This window comes from Streptomyces nidicola (assembly GCF_050106155.1).
Classification (GTDB): domain Bacteria; phylum Actinomycetota; class Actinomycetes; order Streptomycetales; family Streptomycetaceae; genus Streptomyces.
Map to the genome: position 1 here is coordinate 9,242,512 of NZ_JBNBPI010000001.1, position 17,106 is coordinate 9,259,617.

The window sequence follows — 17,106 nt, forward strand, 5'->3', positions numbered from 1 at the left end:
CGGATTCAGCCCTTGGTAGCGGAGTCGATGTCGGTGGAGGTGAAGTGGCGCTGGAACACGAGGAACAGGACCACCGCGGGGACGGCCAGCACACACGCGCCGGCCAGCAGGGCGCCCGCCGGGTTGGCGACCGTGCCCTGAAGATTGGAGAGGAAGCTCGCGAGGGAGACCGCGAGGGGCTGCATGTCGGCGTTCTTGGTGACGAGGAACGGCCACAGGAACTCGTTCCACGGCCCGATGAACGTCAGGAGCAGCGCGGTCAGGATGGCCGGCTTGGCCATCGGCAGCGCGATCCTCCACAGGATCCGCAGCTCGCTCGCGCCGTCGATGCGCGCCGCCTCGAACAGGGACTGCGGCATCTGCGAGAAGAACTGCCGGAACAGGAAGACGGCCGTGGAGTTGATCGCGAACGGCAGGATCATGCCGAGGTAGTTGTCGCCGAGCCCGTAGTCGCGGACCACGAGGACGTACAGCGGCAGCGTGAGCAGCTGGAACGGGATCATCTGCACCAGCAACAGCGCCCCGAACACGGCGCCCTTGCCGCGGAACTTCAGCACCGCGAGCGCGTACCCGGCCAGCACACCGAAGACGAGCGTGCAGATGAGGACGCCGATCGTCATGATCCCGGAGTTCAGCAGCGAACGGCCCAGCGAGATCGTGCTGTTGATCGCCGCGTAGTTGGCGCCGGTCAGGCCGGAGGGCACGGCCGCCGACAGATCGCCGACCGTGACCTTCCGCAGCGAGCCCACGACCATGTAGTAGAAGGGGAACAGGAAGACGACCGCGCCCAGCGACAGCAGTACGTAGCGCAGGGCCTTGCCGCCGAAGCCGGAGCGGCGGGACGCCGACGGGGTGGTGGCACTCATGTCAGTTGCCCCTCTCGGTGAGCTTGCGGGCGGCGAGCGAGACGACCATGACGAACGCGATGAGCACGACGCCGAGCGCGGCCGCGACATCGGGATGCCCCTGCTCGATGCCCTTCTGGTACATGAGCAGCACCGGCGACGTGGACGCGTGGTCCGGCCCGCCGCCCCCGGTCAGCAGATAGGGCTCGCTGAACATGTTGGCGCCGGTGATGATCGCGTAGATGACGACCAGCGTCGTCGCGGGACGTACGCCCGGCACGGTCACCGAGAAGAACTGCCGCACCTTGCCCGCCCCGTCCATCGCGGACGCCTCGTACAGCTCCTTGCCGACGTTCTGCAGCGCGGCCAGGTACAGCATCACGAAGAAGCCGAGCTGCTTCCACGTCACGAAGACGGCGATCATCGGCATCGCGAGATGCGAGTTGACCAGCCACGACGGATCCGGCGCGTGCGAGCCGAGCAGATGGTTGACAAAGCCGTCCTGGCCGAAGAGGAACTGCCACACCGCGACGAGCGCGACGCTCGCGGTGACGTACGGGAGGTAGAACGCGGCGCGGAAGAACGCCCGGCCCCGCATCTTCGCGTTCAGCGCGGCGGCCAGGACCAGCGAGAGGCCCACGGTCAGCGGCACGTTGATGACCAGGAAGATCAGGATGTTGAGGAACGCCCGGCCGACCACCGGGTCGGTGAACACGTCCTTGTAGTTGGACAGGCCCACCCACGGCGCGTCCACGTCCGTGCCGGGAGCCGTGAAGTAGAAGCGGTGGAAGGACATCCACACCGTGTAGACCAGCGGGATCGCGAAGACGACGAGCAGGAACAGCACGTACGGGGAGACGAACAGGGCGCCGATCCGGGACCGCCGGTGGCCCTTCTCGAGGTTCACGCTCATGACGCGTCTCCGTACTCGTTCAGCAGGTCGGTGATCTCGGACGAGGCGTTGCGCAGGCCCGCGCGCGTGGACTCGCGGCCGAAGACGACCGACTTCGTCCACTCGTCGCGGAAGGCCTGCCAGATGTCGACCGAGCCCGGCACGTTCGGCACCTCGACGACGCGCTCCGCCTGGTCGGCGAAGGCCCTGTACGTGGGGTGCTCGGCGAAGTAGCCGGCGTAGCGCTTCGTCAGGTCCTCGCGCATCGGCATCTGGCCGGTCGTCTCCAGGAACCTGCCGTCCTGCACGCTCGACGTCGCGAACTTGAGCAGATCCCAGGCCGTCGCCCGGTTCTTGCACGCGCTGAACATCGCCACCGACTTCTCGTCGCTGAAGGAGTGCTTGCCGCTGCCGCCGTCGGAGGTCGGCACCGGGGCGACACCGATGTCCACGCTGTTCTTGTACGCGGAGACGGCCCACGGTCCGACCGTGGCCATCGCGGCCTTCCCGTCATTGAGGGCGTCGCCCGGGTACGCCTCCTGCGGCGCCAGCTTCTCGGCGTACAACTTCCGCCAGAAGGAAGCCACTTGGCGTCCGGCCGCGGAGTCGAACTGCGGCTTGCCGTCCTCGATCAGCTGCTTGCCGCCGCTCTGCGCGGCGAACGCGGGATAGAAGTCGTACCAGGGCTGGAAGAAGTCACTCGACGGCGAGGGCCAGATCGCCGCTTTCGCGGCGCCGCTGCGCACCAGCGTGCGGGAGGTCTTCAGGAACTCCTCGTACGTGGCGAGCTTCGGGTGCTCCGGATCGAGGCCGGCCTTCTTGAACAGCTTCTTGTTGTAGAGGATCATCACCGGGTTGCTCTTCCAGGGCAGCTGGTAGAACTTCCCGTCCGGCGACCTGTACTGGTCGGCGAGGCCGCCGCTGCGCCCGGTGACGTACGAGGTGCCGCCGGGGAAGTCGTCGAGTGGGACGAGCCCGTTCTGCTTCTGGAACGTCGGCACCGCCGCGGGCGAGGTGTTGAAGGCGAGACACGCCGTCGTGCCCGCGATGATCGAGGCGCTGATCGCCTCCTCGGACGTCTTGCCCGCAGGAATCTGCTGGGCGGTGACGTGCTGATCGGGATGGCGCTTGTTCCACGCGGCCACCATCTGCCTGCCCCACTGCACTTCTTGGGCGTTGTTGGACAGCCAGACCGTGATCGGTCCGCGCGCGTCGGCGGCGACGTTCGCGTCGGGGGCGGCCCGGCCGCAGGCTGTCGCCGTTCCCGCGAGCGCGAGCACGAGCAGCGAGGACGCCGTTCTCCTCAGCATGATGATCTCCGAACTGTTCACGCGCGGCCTCGTCGCCGTGCGCAATTCCCGGTCCGCGCACGGCGCGGCCCGAAGTCTGTTGCTCTGTCGCCTTGTTGCTTTGTCGCTCCGCTGTGCGGACTCAGTCGCGCGGGGCGGGACCGATCGACGCACGGGGAATGAACTCGGCGGGCGGCAGCGCCACGTGCGCCGCGCCCTCGTCGCCTGCGAGCACGGCGTCCAGGGCGCGGGCCGCGGCCTCGCCCCAACCACGGGCGTCCGCGCGTGCGGAGGAGAGCGGCGGATAGCTGTAGCGGGTCAGGGGCGCGTCGTCGTAGCCGACGACCGAGAGCCGCTCGGGCACCGGCACACCCAGCTCCTGGGCGACCGAGAGCCCGGCCATCGCGGCCAGGTCGTTGCCGTAGACGATCGCGGTCGGCGGGGTGTCGAGCGCGAGCAGCTCACGGGTGGCCCGCGCACCGCCCTCGGCGCTGAACCCGCCCGGCAGCACCGGGCCCTCGGGCAGGCCCAGGTCGCGCAGCGCCTGCTCCCAGGCGAGGCGGCGCCGGTGCGCGTGCCGGAACTCGCGGGGGCCCTCGACGTGCGCGATGCGCCGGTGGCCGAGGTCGGCGAGACGGCGGACCGCCGCGGAGTAGGCGGGCTCGTCGTCCAGGCTGACCGTGGGCAGGCCGCCGCCCCACTCGGGCTGGCCCACCACCACGGCGGGCAGGCCGAGCCGGCGCATCAGCGGGGGGCGCGGGTCGTCGTGCCTGAGGTCCGTGAGGAGTACGCCGTCGACCTGGCGCTCGGCCGCGAGGCGCTCGTACACGCCCTGCTCCTGCTCGGGCGTGGTCACGTGCACCATCAGGCCGTCGCCGCGCTGCCCGATGACGGCCTCGACGCCCGCGATGAACGCCGGGAAGAAGAGGTCTGCCCCGATCTGTTCCGGTTCGCGGGTCAGGACGAGGCCGAAGGCTCCTGCCTTGCCGAGCGAGAGGGCGCGGGCCTGGCGGCTCGGCGTCCACCCGAGGTCGGCGGCCGCCGCGAGCACGCGGGTCTTGGTGTCCTCCGCGATGCCGGGGCGGTCGTTGAGGGCGAAGGAGACGGTGGCGCGGGAGACCCCGGCGTGGCGTGCGACGTCCGCGATGGTGGGCTTGCGGGCCATGGCGTGCGCAACTCCTTGAGGGCGGCCTCCGGATGGACGTTCAAACCGGTTTGAACGGCCGAACGGCGTTGACTAAACCGGTTTGAACGTGGAGGCGTCAAGAGGTTGGCCGATGTGATCTGCGTCGCTGCGAGGTGGGTTGGCGCTGGTGGTGTCTTGGTGTCGCTCAACGCCTGCCGTTCGAGCGACGGTCAAGGCTTGTCGTGCCTGCGTCGCTCAACGACCGCCGTGCGAGCGGCGGTTGAGCACGGCGACCGTCGTCAGGAGGGCGAAGATGACCATGGCGAACCAGGTCATCGCCGAGGTCGCCGTGAGCGAGAGCGTGGCGACGCCAAGGAGGACGGCCGGACCGCTCAGCCCCGAGTAGGCGACCAGGAACAGGCCCGCGAGCGCCTCGCCGCGCCGCGCGGGCGCCGCCATCGCGACCACGGCCCCGACCGCCGCCTTGAACAGCAGCCCCGCCCCGACGCCCGCGACCGCGCCACCCGCCAGGAACGTGGCGAGGTCGGCGGTGTGCATCCCGACGACGAGCGTGACGAAGCCCGCGCCCTCCGCGAGCAGCCCCAGCGTCGACTTCGTCCGCGGCGCGAGGCGGTTGGTGAGGATCTGGGCGAGGGCCGCGCCCCCGAACACCAGGAACGAGATCGCCCCGGCCAGCAGGTGCGACGGGTGGTGCAAAGTGTTCGCGACGAACCCGGCGGCGATCGACGAGAACAAGCCGAACACCGCGAACGACGCGAACGCGCCGGCCGCCGCGGCCACGTAACCCGCGCGGTCGCCATGGTCGGCGCTCACCCGCTGCGGCCGGTAGCGCGGCCTGACCGGCAGTTCGCGCACGGTCTCCGGAGTGCGGGACAGGGCGACCGCCACGACCGCGAGGAGGACGGCGAACACGAGATACGGCAGCCGCAGCGGAGCCGTCACGTACTGCGCGAGGAACCCGGAGACCAGCGGGCCGAGGCCCAGGCCGCCGATGTTGGCGGCCGTCGACACCGTCTCGAACCGCCCCGGGGAGGCGTCAGGACGGTGCGCGGCGTGCAGTTCGGCCAGGTGGGCGGTGGCCGTCGCGCTGAGCATGCCGATGCCGAGACCGCACGCGAACCGGCCGACGAGCAGGACCGGAAGCTCCGGACTCGACAGGAACAGCAGGGCGGCGACGAACTCCAGCCCGAGTGCCGGCAGCAGGATCTTCTTGCGCCCCACCCAGTCCGACACGTGCCCGGCCAGCATCAGGCTGACCACGACGCCCACCGCGTACACCGCGAAGACGATGGTGACCATGAAGGTCGAGAAGCCGTCCCGCTCCTCGTACAGCGGATACAGCGGGGTGGGCACCGTCGAGAACGCCATCGACGTGAGGAAGGCGAGCGCCACGATCCAGAAGCCGATGCCGTGCCGGCGCGAACCGGCGGCGGGCCGGGCGGTGGGGGAGTGGGACGGGGTGCGGACGCGCGTCGGCGTGGCCATGCGGCAGGGGTCCCTTCGACTGGAGGAGGGGCGGGTGGGCCAGGTGCGGGTGGGCCGGGTGTGGGTCGGCCAGGTGCGGGTGGGCAGACTCCACTGTCCGCCTGCACAGCCATCACGTCCAACGAATCTTTGCGCTGGTGACGATCGCGAAGACAGATGGTTGCTGCGATAGTCGACGAGTGGAACTACGTCATCTCGAGTACTTCGTGGCCGTCGCGGAGGAGCAGAACTTCACGCGCGCGGCGGCCCGTCTGCACATCGTCCAGTCCGCGGTCTCCGCCGCAGTCAAAACGCTGGAGCGGGAACTGGACGCGCGGCTGCTCGACCGCAATTCCAAGCGGGTGCTGCTGACCGACGAGGGGCGGGCGCTGCTGCCGCGCGCCCGGATCGTCCTGGAGGCCGCGCGCGACGCGGCGGACGCGGTGGCCGAGGTGCGGGGCGCGCTGCGCGGCACCCTGCGCCTGGGCACCCTCACGTCGATCCGGCTGATCGATCTGCCGGGACTGCTGGGCGAGTTCCACCGTCGCCATCCGGGCATCCAGGTGCAGATCACCGTCGCGCCGACCGGATCCCAGGGGCATCTCACGGCGCTCGCGGAACGCCGTCTCGACCTTGCCCTCGTCTCCCTGCCGGGGGCAAGTCCCGCCGAGGTCGAGCTGACGCCGCTGGCCGGATCGACGCTCGACCTCGTGGTGCCGGCCGACCATCCGCTCGCCGGGCGTGACGGCGTGGCGATCCGCGAACTGGCCGGGCTGCGGTTCATCGACTGTCCCGTCGGCTACGGCAACCGCTCCGTCGCCGACCGTGCCTTCGCCACGGCGGGCGTCCCGCGCCACGTCACCATCGAGATCACGGACCTCGCCACCAGCGCCGACTACGTCAGGGCGGGCCTGGGCGTCGCCCTGGTGCCGCGCTTCCTCGCCGACACCGCGCACGGCCTGGCCGTCCTGCCGGTCACGGACGCGGACCTCGGCTGGTCGCTGTACCTCGCGACCCCGGCGGACCGCCCGCCGAGCGCGGCGGCCCGCGCGCTTACCGACCTGCTGCGGGATTCGGCCGACACCATCGCATGACGGCGCAAACGAGGACTTGAGACGCCTCTGGCATGTGCCATACGTTTGGATACGCCGAAGGGGGTTACCCTCTTCAACGCCCCTGGTCCCCGGGCAACTTGGTAGAAGACGCCACAGTCGCATCGCCGACAACGCGACTGTGGTCCTCCGTCCGAGGTGCGCCTGCTGGGGCTTCCTCCCGCGGTCCCGCGGCGTCACTGGACGGAACAGACGAGGAAGCGCGCGAAGGGGAGCCGTGCTTCCTCGTGGGTGGCCCCCGCCGATGTTCGGAAGCGATTTCCGGCGGGGGTCGCTGCTGTTCTTCCCGTGCGTGCCGGGCGGGCGTCAGTGGCCGAACGCCTCCTGAAGCCACCAAGAGCCCTCGCCCCGCGTCGTCTTGGCGTCGATCACCATCGGCCGGTCGGGGGCGGCGAGCCACTCGGCCAGCGGGTCCAGGTCCTTCGGCCCCGTCACGGTCAGGGCCGCGCAGCCGTGGCCGCGGGCGAGCGCCGCGATGTCGGTGTCGGGGAACGTGACCGTGGACAGGTCCGCCGCCTCTGCGGGGTGGCCGAAGTGGTGGACCTCGGCCCCGTACATGGCGTCGTTGTAGACCACCACCAGGAGCGGCAGGCCGAGGCGCACGGCCGTCTCCAACTCCGAGACGCCCATGAGGAAACCACCGTCGCCGCAGGCCGCCACCGGAAGCCGCTCGGGCCGGGCGAGCGCCGCACCGATCGCCGTCGACAGGCCGAGGCCGATCGACTGGAACGCCTGCGTGAAGCACAGCCCGTACTGGTCGGGCACGTCGAGGTACATGCTCGGGTAGCCCATGAAGTTGCCCGAGTCGACGGCCACGGTGCGCTCGGCCGGAAGCATGCGGTTGAGCGCGAGGGTCAGTGCACGGGGGTCGATGCGGCCGTCGCCCGTGCCGTCCTCGAACGGAATCTGTGGCCAACTGCCCTCGGCGGCCAGCCGCTTGTCGACGTCCGGCGTGCGATAGCCGCTCGCCGCGGGATCGTCCGCCAGGACCGCGGCCACGTCGTGCGCCGTCTCAGTGACGCCGCCCCACAGGCCCAGGTCGATGTCGCGGGTGCGGCCGAGGGCGTCGCGGTCGACGTCCACCTGGACCACCTTCGCGGTGTCCGCGATGAGGCGCCCGTGCCGCATGGTCCACATGTTCAGGGCGCAGCCCCAGCCCACGATCAGATCGGCGCCCGAGATGAGTTCGGCGGCCAGCGGCGTGGCGAAACCGCCCGCCACGTCCAGGCACCACTCCTCGCCCGGCCGCCCGTTGAACAGCCCCCGCGCCACCGCGGACGTGGCCAGCAGCGCGCCCGTCCGCGAGGCGAGCGCCGCGATCGCCTCCCCGGCCTCGCCGGAACGGGCACCGCGACCCGCCACGAACACCGGGCGCTCGGCGCGGCGCAGCAGCTCGGCGAAGCCCTCGGCATCGGCGGCGGCCGGACGCGGCAGGCCGGGGGCCGGGCGGCGCCGCGGCGCCACGGCGTCCTCGGGCAGCGCCTCGTCCTGTACGTCGATGGGGACGTTGAGGACCACCGTGCGGCGCTCCTCGGCGCACAGCCGGAACGCGCGGGTGACGTCGTCCAGCGCTGTGCGCGCGGAGCGGACCCGCGCCGACACCGCCCCGACGCCCTCGGCGATGGCCGGCTGGTCGACGTAGAAGTTCGAGGTCCGCTCGGTCGCCTCCGCCGTCACGACCAGCAGCGGAGTACGGCTCTTCGCGGCCTCGGCCACCCCGGTGAGGGAGTTGGTGTAGCCGCAGCCCTGGTGCACGGAGAGGACGGTGACCTCGCCGCTGGTGCGGGCGTGCGCGTCCGCCATGACCGCCGCGCCACCCTCGTGCCGCGCCGCGACGAACCGCGCGCCCGCGGCGACGAGCGCGCCCGTGACATGAAAGTTGCCGCTGCCCACCACGCCGAACGCGGTGCGCGCACCCAGCCGGTGGAGTTCGCGGCCGATGGCTTCCCGTACGAGCATGCTCACTTGCCTTCCGTGGCGGGCGTCAGCGCCAGGACGCGCGCGGGGCTGCCGGAGCCGCCGACGATGCGCAGCGGTGCGACCACCAGCACCGCGCCGACCGGCGGAAGCTCCCCGACGCCCCGCAGCTGCGTCACGCCGTACTTGCCGTTGCCGAGCATGAAGTGGTGGACGGGGAAGGGCGGTTCGAAGCGGAACGCCTGACCCGCGTCCGTGCCGACGGTCTCCACGCCGATCCCCACGATGCCGGTCTCCTCGGCCAGGTAGCGGGCGCACTCCGGGGTGAGGCCCGGGGTGTGCGGGCCGTTGTCGTCGGCGTTGAGGAACGAGGCCTGGTCGTCGGAGCGGGTGTCCCACCCGGTGCGGTACACCAGCCAGCCGCCCTCGGGCAGCGCGCCGTGCTCACGCTCCCACGCCTTCAACTCGTCGAGGCCGAGCAGGTAGTCGGGGTCCTTGGCACATTCGGCCGACTTGTCCACGACCGCGGCGGGCCCCACGAGTCGCGTCGCCGGCACGCTGCCCACGTCCTCCAGGTCACGCCCGGACGACCAGTGCACCGGGGCGTCGAAGTGGGTGCCCACGTGCTCGCCGGTGTGGATGTGGTTCTGGAAGGAGATCTCCCCGGGATCGTCCCAGTCGTTGAGCCGCTCCAGCTCGAAGTGGGGTATCGGGTGCATCGGTTCGGGCAGTGGAAGGATCGGCGTCCCGGAGGAGAGGGGCGCCGTGAGGTCGACGACGCGGACGGAGCCGGTGGCGAGCGCCGCCGCCAGATCGAGCGTCGACGCGTTCCCCACGCCGGGTGTGTTCGGTGCTGAAGTCATGGTCATCATCATCGACGCTTGTGCCGCCCGAGCCAATGGCCGGGCGCGGTCACCAACGGGGCAGTCCCGGCCGGAAGTCCGGCTGGACACGGCGCATGTAGCCGGAGTCGTCGCGGTCCCGGATGCCGGACTCCAGATAGACGCGGTGCATCCGTTCCAGCGCGTCACGGTCGAGGGTGACACCGAGACCGGGCCCCGTGGGCACGCGAACCGCCCCGTTCTCCAGCTTCAGAACGCCCGGCTCCACGATGTCGCTGGCGGCGTTCCACGGGTAATGGGTGTCGCAGGAGTGGTCCAGGCGAGGCAGTGAAGCGGCGACGTGCGTCATCGCGGCGAGGCTGATGCCCAGGTGGGAATTGGAGTGCATGGAAAGGCCGAGCCCGAACGCCTCGCAAACCGCGGCGAGTTCGCGGGTGCGGCGCAGTCCGCCCCAGTAGTGGTGGTCGGTGAGCAGGACCTGGACGGCGTCCTCCCGCACGGCCGGGCGCAGATGCTCCCAGGCGATGACACACATGTTGGTCGCCAGCGGCATGGGGGACCTGCGGGCCACCTCGGCCATGCCCGCGATGGTCCCGGTCGGATCCTCCAGGTACTCGAGGGTGCCGGCGAGGCGGTCGGCCACATACGCCGAAGTCTCCACCGTCCAGGCCGTGTTCGGATCCAGGCGCAGCGGCGCGTCCGGGAAGGCGTCGCGCAGCGCCTCGACGGCCGCGATCTCCTCGTCGGGCGCGAAGACGCCGCCCTTGAGCTTGAAGGACTCGAATCCGTACAGTTCCCGCATGCGCCGCGCCTGCGCGACGATGCCGTCCGGAGTGAGCGCTTCCCCCCACTCGTCCGCGATCGCCGGGCGTCCGTCGAGGGCGGGGTGCCGGGCCCATTTGTAGAAGAGATATCCGGCGAAGGGCACGCTGTCGCGCACCGCACCGCCCAGGAGGTCGCTGACCGGGCGGCCGGTGAGCTTGCCCTGTGCGTCGAGGCAGGCCACCTCGATCGCCGAGGTGGTCCAGCCGCGCTCGTGCGCGCTCGGTACGTCCGCCCTCAGCGCGCCGTCGACGGCGGCGCACAGGGCCGTGGTGTCGAAGACGTCCCGGCCCGGCAGTATCTTCGCGGCCCGCTCCAGCCGGGCGAGCCGCGCGCTGCCGCCGGGCGATTCCCCCAACCCGACCGTGCCGTCCTCCAGGACGAGTTGGAGGACGCAGCGCAGCGCGAGGGGCTCGTGCACCCCGTCGGCGTTGAGCAGGGGAGGGTCCGCGAAGGCGATGGGCGTGACGATCAGCTCACGGATGCGGCTGCCGGCGTCCGGGGGAGCGGTATCCGGGGGAGCGGTGGACGACTTCATGCCTCGGGCCCTTCTGTCCGGTGGTCTGTGCGTGGCTGTCCGATGGTCTGTTCGCGGGAGCGACGATCATTCAGATCAGAGCACATGATTCGTATCCATGAACAGCCCTACCGATGCCCAGGACTCGGCCAGGCGGTGTGACAAGGCCTTTCACGTGCGTGAATCCCTGGTTCTGCGTGATCCATTGACGCTGTGCCGGTCGGTCCGTAGGGTGCCCACGATCTTGATCAGCATTCAGAAACGCGAACCAACGTCCCCACGAGGCACCAGACTTGGGAGCCCGCATGGCCGTGCAACCGTTCAAGTGGAAGACCCGGGCCGAAAGGGCCGCGGCGGCGGCCGAACGTACCGCTGAGCAGCGTGCGGTCAGGAAGTTCCTGACCAGAATGCTGCCCGTGCTCGTCCTGATGCTGGTGATCAACCAGATGGACCGGACGAACGTGGGCTTCGTCCAGGACGACCTCCGCGCGGACGTCGGCGTCAGCGCCACCGCGTACGGCCTGGGCGCCGGCCTGTTCTTCATCGGCTACGCCCTGTTCGAGGTGCCCAGCAACATGCTCCTCGAGCGGCTCGGCGCACGTGTCTGGCTCACCCGGATCATGATCACGTGGGGCGCCGTGATCCTCGGGATGTGCTTCATCCACGACGTGTGGGCCTTCTACGGGCTGCGCTTCCTGCTCGGCGTCGCCGAGGCGGGGTTCTTTCCCGGCGTCATGCTGTACTTCACCCAGTGGCTGCCGAACTCCCACCGGGGCAAGGCCAGCGCGATCTTCCTGGGCGGTTCGGCCACCGCGTACATCGTGACCGGGCCGATCACCGGGGCCCTCCTGGAGATGCACGGCATCGGAGGCATCGCCGGATGGCGCTGGATGTTCGCGCTCGAAGGCGGCTTCTCGATCGTGTTCGGCATCTTCGCCGGCTTCTTCCTCGTCTCGCGCATCCGTGACGCCCGCTGGCTGTCCGACGAGGAGAAGGAGGCGCTGAGCTCGGCGGTCGAGAGCGACCGGCAGGAGCGCACCCGTGCCCCCGGCACCAGCGGCATCAAGCTCCTCTTCCGGGGGCAGGTCGCCGCGCTGACGGGCGTGTTCTTCGCCATGGCGCTGACCGGCTACGCCATCACCTTCTGGCTGCCGAGCCTCGTGGAGGAGATCGGCGGACTGTCGCCCTTCCAGGTCGGGCTGCTCTCCGCGATCCCGTGGATCTGCGCCGTCATCGCGATGTACACCACCAACCACTTCACCGACCGACTCCCCGACCGGCGCCCCTACTTGGCCGCGGCGCTGGTCCTGTCGGCTCTCGGCACGTTCCTGGCAACCCTCGGATCGCCCTGGTTCGGGCTGGTCGCGATCACTCTGGCCGCGGTAGGTGGCAAGGTGGCCGCTGGTGTGTTCTGGCCGATGGCCCAGCACGGCCTGGACGTGAAGATCGCCGCTCCGGGCCTGGCCCTCGTCAACTCACTGGGCAATCTGGGCGGCTTCGTCTCACCGACCCTCTTCGGCTACCTCAAGGACTCCACGGGCAGCACCAACGGCGGCCTCTACACCCTCTCCGCGGCCTCGCTCCTCGCCCTCATAGGCGTGGCCCTCATCCGCAATCACGGCGCGCCCACGCGAGCACGCCGTGACGGTGAGGACCGGGAGAGTGCTAGCCCATGCTCTTCGAGCCGTCCAGCGACTCGCGGATGATGTCCGCGTGGCCCGCGTGCTGCGCGGTCTCGGCGGCGAGGTGCATCAGGACCCGGCGCACGGACCACTCCGCGCCCGGCTCGTTCCAAGGGGCCTTCGGCAGCGGCCACCTGCGGTCCAGGTCGGGCACGGTCGCCACCAGCTCGTCGGTCGCGGCCGCGGCCTTCTCGTAGTCGGCGAGCACACCGGCCAGCGTCTCGTCGGGCAGCAGTCGGAAGGTGTCCGCCCGGGCGGCGAAGTCCTCCTCGGTCATCGCCGAGAAGTCCGGCATGGCGGACGGGCCTTCGAGCATGAAGCCCACCCAGCTGCGCTCCACCTCGGTGACGTGCTTGATCAGACCGCCGAGACACAGCTCGCTCGCCGTGGTCCGCTGCCGGGCCTGGTCGTCCGTCAGGTCCCGCGTGGTGAAGGCCAGGAAGTGCCGCTGCTTGGCCAACGACTCGAGGATGTCGGCGCGTTCGCCGGTGACGGCGGCGGTGGGGGCCTGGGTGGTCGGCTCGCTGGTGGTCATGGTGTTCGCCTCTCGCGTGGAATGCCCGCTTGGTGTTCGGTTCCGTCACGGTAGCCAGCAAGTAGGTCGGATGGTGTCCTAGTTCGCTTTCCCGCGTCCATTTCCTGCGTTCGCCTCGTGCGCCGCTCGATTCCCCTCGGCCTGATTCCCCTCTGTTTGATTCATCCGTCCATGGCCGTCCGGCACGCCAGGTGCAGGGCAAGGCGCTCGTCCGGATCCGCGAGGTCCACGCTCAGAAGCTGCTGTACGCGGGCGATGCGCGCCGCGACCGTGTTGCGGTGCACGCCGAGGATCGCCGCGGTCTCGGCCGTGGAGGACTCCGCGTCGAGGTACGCGGTGAGGGTGCGCACCAGGTCGCCGGGCTCGCCGGACAGCGGTTCCAGCAGGGAGCGGGCCGCGGGCTGGAAGGTGTCCGTGCGGGTCCAGGCGAGGAGGAGCTGGGCGAGGCCGAGGCGGTCCACGTGGAAGAAGCGGCCGCTCGCCTCCCGGCCCTGCGCCAGACGCGCCGCGTCGGCCGCCTCGCCCAGGCTGCGGGCGATGCCGGTGGGACCCGGATGGGCGCGGCCCACCCCCACGTACGCGTGCAGAACCTCGGGCAGGCGGCGCTGCACGCGGCGGACGGCGGCGGCGTGCCGCTCGATGTCGCTGGTCGACGGCTCCTGGTCGGTGCTGGTCCAGGCGGACCAGCCGTCGCCCTGCTCGACGACCTGGGCGCCGAGCCGCTCCGCCGCGAACGCGTCGGTGACCTCGGCGCGCAGGCCCGCCACGTCCACATCGGGTCCGGTACCGATGCGGATGCCGGTGTGCCAGCCGTCGAGGCGCCAGCCGAACTCGACCGCGTGCCGGCGCACCGCGTCCGGGATCTCGCCGCCCGCCGGGCGCAGCAGCTCGCCGAGCAGGGAGGTGCGGTGGCGTGCGCTGCGTTCCAGGTCGAGGCGGCGCAGCGCGAGGCGTTCCCGTACGGCGCCCGACGCCACCTCCAGGGCGGCCGCCACCGCGTCGGCCTCGGGGGCGAGCCGGGCGGGCAGGCGCACGGCGAGGCGGGGTGGGACACGTTCGGTGCCGACGGGGTGGGTGAGGAGACGGGCGCCGCTGGGGAGGTCGAGCGGGCGGGGGAGCGGCGGACCTGTCAACTGCCGTGCCACCGTGCCCTGTTCGGCGGGAGTCACGGTGGCCGGGTCGCCCGCCAGGTGCCGGGCGTCCGCGGTGAGCAGGGCGACCGGGCGGTGCAGCAGCGCGCCCAGATCGGTGAGGAGTGCGTCCACGGTCTCGTCCGCCCGGGCACACACCCGCGCGGTGCGCAGGGCCGAATCGGCGCGCAGCAGCCCCGGTTCGGCGGTCATCCGCTCCAGGGCGAGGTACGCGGCCAGCGGGTCGGGGGAGCCGAGGACGGGCAGCCGCAGCCGCTCGGCGAGCAACGTCGACGACATACGGAGCGCCGTCACCCCCGGAACCAGCAGCGCCGCGACACCCGCGCCGTGCGCACGGCGCAGCAGCGCGTCGAGCCGCCAGTCGCCGCGGTCCGCGCCGCCGAGCAGCACGAGGAGCCGGCCGGCGGGTTCCTCGGGTAGTGGATGCGCCAAGTCCTGTGCGGCTACGGGGTGTTGGACGGTGCGGGAGTCCTCGGGGCCCGCGAGGAGGGTGACGTCGTGCCATGTGGGGTGGGCGAGCATCGCGGAGAGGGGGACGCCTGGGGAGGAATCATTTCGGGTGCCGCTTCGGGCCGTACCGGTCATGTCGTGGCCGCCTCGAATCCGACGACCTCCGCGTCCAGGCCGAACGCCCGGGGCGAGACGTACGGCTCCGTGTCGGGGCGGCGCCAGAACTCGGGACCCGGCAGGGTCGCGGCGATGACCTCCTGGCCGGGGCGCACCCGGTCGATGGCCACGGGGAGCGCCGTGCGGCGGTCCAGGAGGCAGATGACGTCGGGGACGGTCGCCGCGAGCTCGCCGTCGCGCAGGGCCAGCAGGATCTCGTTCTCCGTCTCCAGGCGGACGACCGCGCCGGACGCGGCGTCCGTGACCGTGACACTGCCGCGTCCGAAGCCGGGACCTTCGCTGCGCGCGACCTCCCGGATCCGGCCCGCCGCGAGCACGTTGCAGCCGAGCGCCGCCTCCACGGCGTCCCTGTCCGGGCGGTGCGGAAGCTCGGCGTGCGCGCGGCCCAGGGCCAGGGACCGGGTGAGGGAGCCGTGGACGCAGGCGTCGCGCACCGCGCTCAGCCGTACCGGGGCGAGCGCGAGTGCGGCCCAGCCGCCCGCCGCCGTGAGGAAACCGCGCACCGTGCGTTCCAGTCCGCGCGCGTCCGTGCGGTCCACCACCAGGATCTGGCCGCCCGGTTCGGCCAGCGCGCACGGGGTGACCGGGAGGCCGCGCACGGCCCAGCTGAGCTGGTCGAGGCGGGGGAGGGCGCGGCCCATCAGGTCGACGTCGACGACGGGGAGGCCGAGGTCGAGTGCGGCCAGCAGCACGGTGAGGGCGTTGGGGCCGCCCGCCTCCACGGCCATCAGGGCGTCGGGGGCGGGGCCGGCCGTCCAGCGGGCGACCGCGCCGACGGCCTCCCGGAACTCCTGGCCGTTCGGGAGCTTCTCGCTCAGTACGTTCACCGCGCCCACGACGCCGACCGGGACGATGACGGGGTCGTGCGAGCCGGCCTCGTGCCAGGTGACCGTGCCGGTCCTGCCCAGTGAGTGGCGCAGCATCGACGCGAAGGCCGCGGCGTCGCCGCCTCCGCCGCAGCCGAGGACGTTCACGCCTGTGACCAGGGCGGGGACGTCTTCGGCGGTGATCGTGTGGGGCACGCCCCTGATTCTTGCAGCGGGGCACTGGGCGTGCGCGGGCAGCACCGTGGCTGCGGTCGCGGGGCGCTGCCCCGGACCCCGCTGCTCAATCTCCCCCAGCTACCGCTGGGAGGTGCCCCCTGCAGGGGCTTGAAATGGGCAGCCGCTCCTCCACCGGACGGAACTCGTACGGGAGGCCGAAGCAGGACGGGCCGAAGACGTTCAGCGCCTCCGGGGTGCGCATGATGGCCGGTGCCGCGATGCCGATCACCGTGACCCGCTGGCCGTAGCGGAGCGCCTCCGTGGTGATGGGTTCGCCGGTGTCCGCCTCCAGGACACACACCAGGTCGGGGACCACGCAGATCGGCTCGCCGTCGCGCAGCGCCGCCAAGTGCTCGTTCTGGAAACGGAGTTCGAGATCCGAGTCGCCCTCGAACGCCGCGAACGTGGCACGGCCCCGCGCGAAACCGCCCTCCGTACGCCGCTCCACATCGGTCACCTTGCCGCGGAACAGTACCCGCAGGTGACCGTAGATCGTGCCGCCCACCGCCTCTCCGAGTGCCTCCACCGGGTCCCGGTGGGCCTCGCGCGCCTCACGGACCGCGCGGCCGAGGGACAGGGCGAGGGACAGCGTGCGCGGCACCGCGGTGCGCTTGAGCTGTTCCCCGGTCATCGAGTACTCGGCTATCGCGGCTCCGCCACCGAGCCCGACCGTGACCCGGCGGGCCAGGTCCTCCAGGCGCTTGGTGTCCTTTCCGGTGTCAAATACGCAGGTCTCGCCGTGTTCGCCGGCCATCGCGAGCGGCGAGGCCGGGATCCCGTAGACGTGGAAGGTCTCCATCTGGAGTTCGGGGAAGGCGCGCCCCATGCCGTCCGCGTCGACGACCGGGAGGCCTGTGCGGGCCGCGACGATCAGCGGGATGAGCGAGTTGCTGCCGCCGCACTCGATGGGCATCGTCGCGTCGGCCTTGCGGCCCGTGAACGTCTCCAGGGCGCGCAGCGCTGCCACCGGCTCGTCGGCGCCGGGCAGCTTCTCGACCATCACGGTGGGCGCGCCCATGTTCGCGACCGGGACGACGAACGCGTCGTCGGCGACCTCGTCGGGGTCGAGGACGGTCACCGGGCCGTACTCGCGCATCGCCTCGCGGACGAGGAGGCGGCCGATGGTCGGGTCGCCGCCGCCTCCGGTGCCGAGGATCGCGGCGCCGCGCGCCAGGTCGTCCAGCTGCTCGAGGCCCAGGGTCCAGCTCATGTGCTCGTGCT

14 protein-coding genes are annotated in these 17,106 nt (G+C 71.5%); 2 read left to right on the plus strand and 12 right to left on the minus strand.

The window, feature by feature from the left end:
- Nucleotides 1-5: 5 nt before the first annotated feature.
- The 5 genes from ACOKM3_RS41680 to ACOKM3_RS41700 form a co-directional block, all read right to left on the minus strand.
- A complete protein-coding gene (locus tag ACOKM3_RS41680) occupies nt 6-866 on the minus strand; it encodes a carbohydrate ABC transporter permease (RefSeq protein WP_426906511.1) in 861 nt (286 codons plus the stop codon).
- 1 nt (nt 867) lies between these two features.
- Nucleotides 868-1,758, minus strand: a complete 891-nt coding sequence (locus ACOKM3_RS41685) for a carbohydrate ABC transporter permease (RefSeq protein WP_426906512.1) — start codon at nt 1,756-1,758, stop codon at nt 868-870.
- On the minus strand, nt 1,755-3,047 hold the full coding sequence (locus ACOKM3_RS41690; RefSeq protein ID WP_426906513.1) for an ABC transporter substrate-binding protein: 1,293 nt from the start codon (nt 3,045-3,047) through the stop codon (nt 1,755-1,757). The genes ACOKM3_RS41685 and ACOKM3_RS41690 overlap by 4 nt, the downstream gene beginning before the upstream one ends.
- Before the next feature lie 121 nt (nt 3,048-3,168).
- A complete protein-coding gene (locus ACOKM3_RS41695) occupies nt 3,169-4,191 on the minus strand; it encodes a LacI family DNA-binding transcriptional regulator (protein WP_426906514.1) in 1,023 nt (340 codons plus the stop codon).
- Nucleotides 4,192-4,407: 216 nt separating this feature from the next.
- Nucleotides 4,408-5,658 carry an MFS transporter gene (locus ACOKM3_RS41700; RefSeq protein ID WP_426906515.1) on the minus strand — a complete coding sequence of 417 codons (1,251 nt, stop codon included), beginning with the start codon at nt 5,656-5,658 and terminating at the stop codon, nt 4,408-4,410.
- Between the two features lie 179 nt (nt 5,659-5,837).
- On the opposite strand from ACOKM3_RS41700, the gene ACOKM3_RS41705 reads away from it, so the two are divergent.
- A complete protein-coding gene (locus tag ACOKM3_RS41705) occupies nt 5,838-6,731 on the plus strand; it encodes a LysR family transcriptional regulator (protein WP_426906516.1) in 894 nt (297 codons plus the stop codon).
- A 324-nt stretch (nt 6,732-7,055) separates the two neighbouring features.
- Here ACOKM3_RS41705 and ACOKM3_RS41710 read toward each other — a convergent pair whose 3' ends face one another.
- Genes ACOKM3_RS41710 through ACOKM3_RS41720 form a run of 3 tightly spaced genes read right to left on the minus strand, consistent with a single transcriptional unit; the run spans nt 7,056 to nt 10,868 of the window.
- Nucleotides 7,056-8,708: a thiamine pyrophosphate-binding protein gene (locus tag ACOKM3_RS41710; RefSeq protein WP_426906517.1), complete on the minus strand. Its 1,653-nt coding sequence runs from the start codon at nt 8,706-8,708 to the stop codon at nt 7,056-7,058.
- 2 nt (nt 8,709-8,710) lie between these two features.
- On the minus strand, nt 8,711-9,529 hold the full coding sequence (locus tag ACOKM3_RS41715) for a cyclase family protein (RefSeq protein ID WP_426906518.1): 819 nt from the start codon (nt 9,527-9,529) through the stop codon (nt 8,711-8,713).
- A 49-nt stretch (nt 9,530-9,578) separates the two neighbouring features.
- The gene (locus ACOKM3_RS41720) at nt 9,579-10,868 is read right to left on the minus strand and encodes a glucarate dehydratase family protein (RefSeq protein ID WP_426906519.1); all 1,290 of its coding nucleotides are present in this window, start codon (nt 10,866-10,868) and stop codon (nt 9,579-9,581) included.
- A 386-nt stretch (nt 10,869-11,254) separates the two neighbouring features.
- Between ACOKM3_RS41720 and ACOKM3_RS41725 the strand changes: the two genes are divergently transcribed.
- Nucleotides 11,255-12,553 carry an MFS transporter gene (locus ACOKM3_RS41725; RefSeq protein WP_426907030.1) on the plus strand — a complete coding sequence of 433 codons (1,299 nt, stop codon included), beginning with the start codon at nt 11,255-11,257 and terminating at the stop codon, nt 12,551-12,553.
- Here ACOKM3_RS41725 and ACOKM3_RS41730 read toward each other — a convergent pair.
- From ACOKM3_RS41730 to ACOKM3_RS41745, 4 genes are all read right to left on the minus strand, one after another.
- Nucleotides 12,513-13,064 (minus strand): DinB family protein, encoded by a 552-nt coding sequence (locus ACOKM3_RS41730; protein WP_426906520.1) that lies wholly within the window; start codon nt 13,062-13,064, stop codon nt 12,513-12,515. The genes ACOKM3_RS41725 and ACOKM3_RS41730 overlap by 41 nt on opposite strands.
- A gap of 161 nt (nt 13,065-13,225) precedes the next feature.
- A complete protein-coding gene (locus ACOKM3_RS41735; protein ID WP_426906521.1) occupies nt 13,226-14,737 on the minus strand; it encodes a PucR family transcriptional regulator in 1,512 nt (503 codons plus the stop codon).
- A 59-nt stretch (nt 14,738-14,796) separates the two neighbouring features.
- Entirely contained in the window at nt 14,797-15,864 is a 1,068-nt protein-coding gene (locus ACOKM3_RS41740) for a DUF917 domain-containing protein (RefSeq protein WP_426906522.1), read from the minus strand.
- Nucleotides 15,865-15,949: 85 nt separating this feature from the next.
- On the minus strand, nt 15,950-17,095 hold the full coding sequence (locus ACOKM3_RS41745; RefSeq protein ID WP_426906523.1) for a DUF917 domain-containing protein: 1,146 nt from the start codon (nt 17,093-17,095) through the stop codon (nt 15,950-15,952).
- Nucleotides 17,096-17,106: the final 11 nt, after the last annotated feature.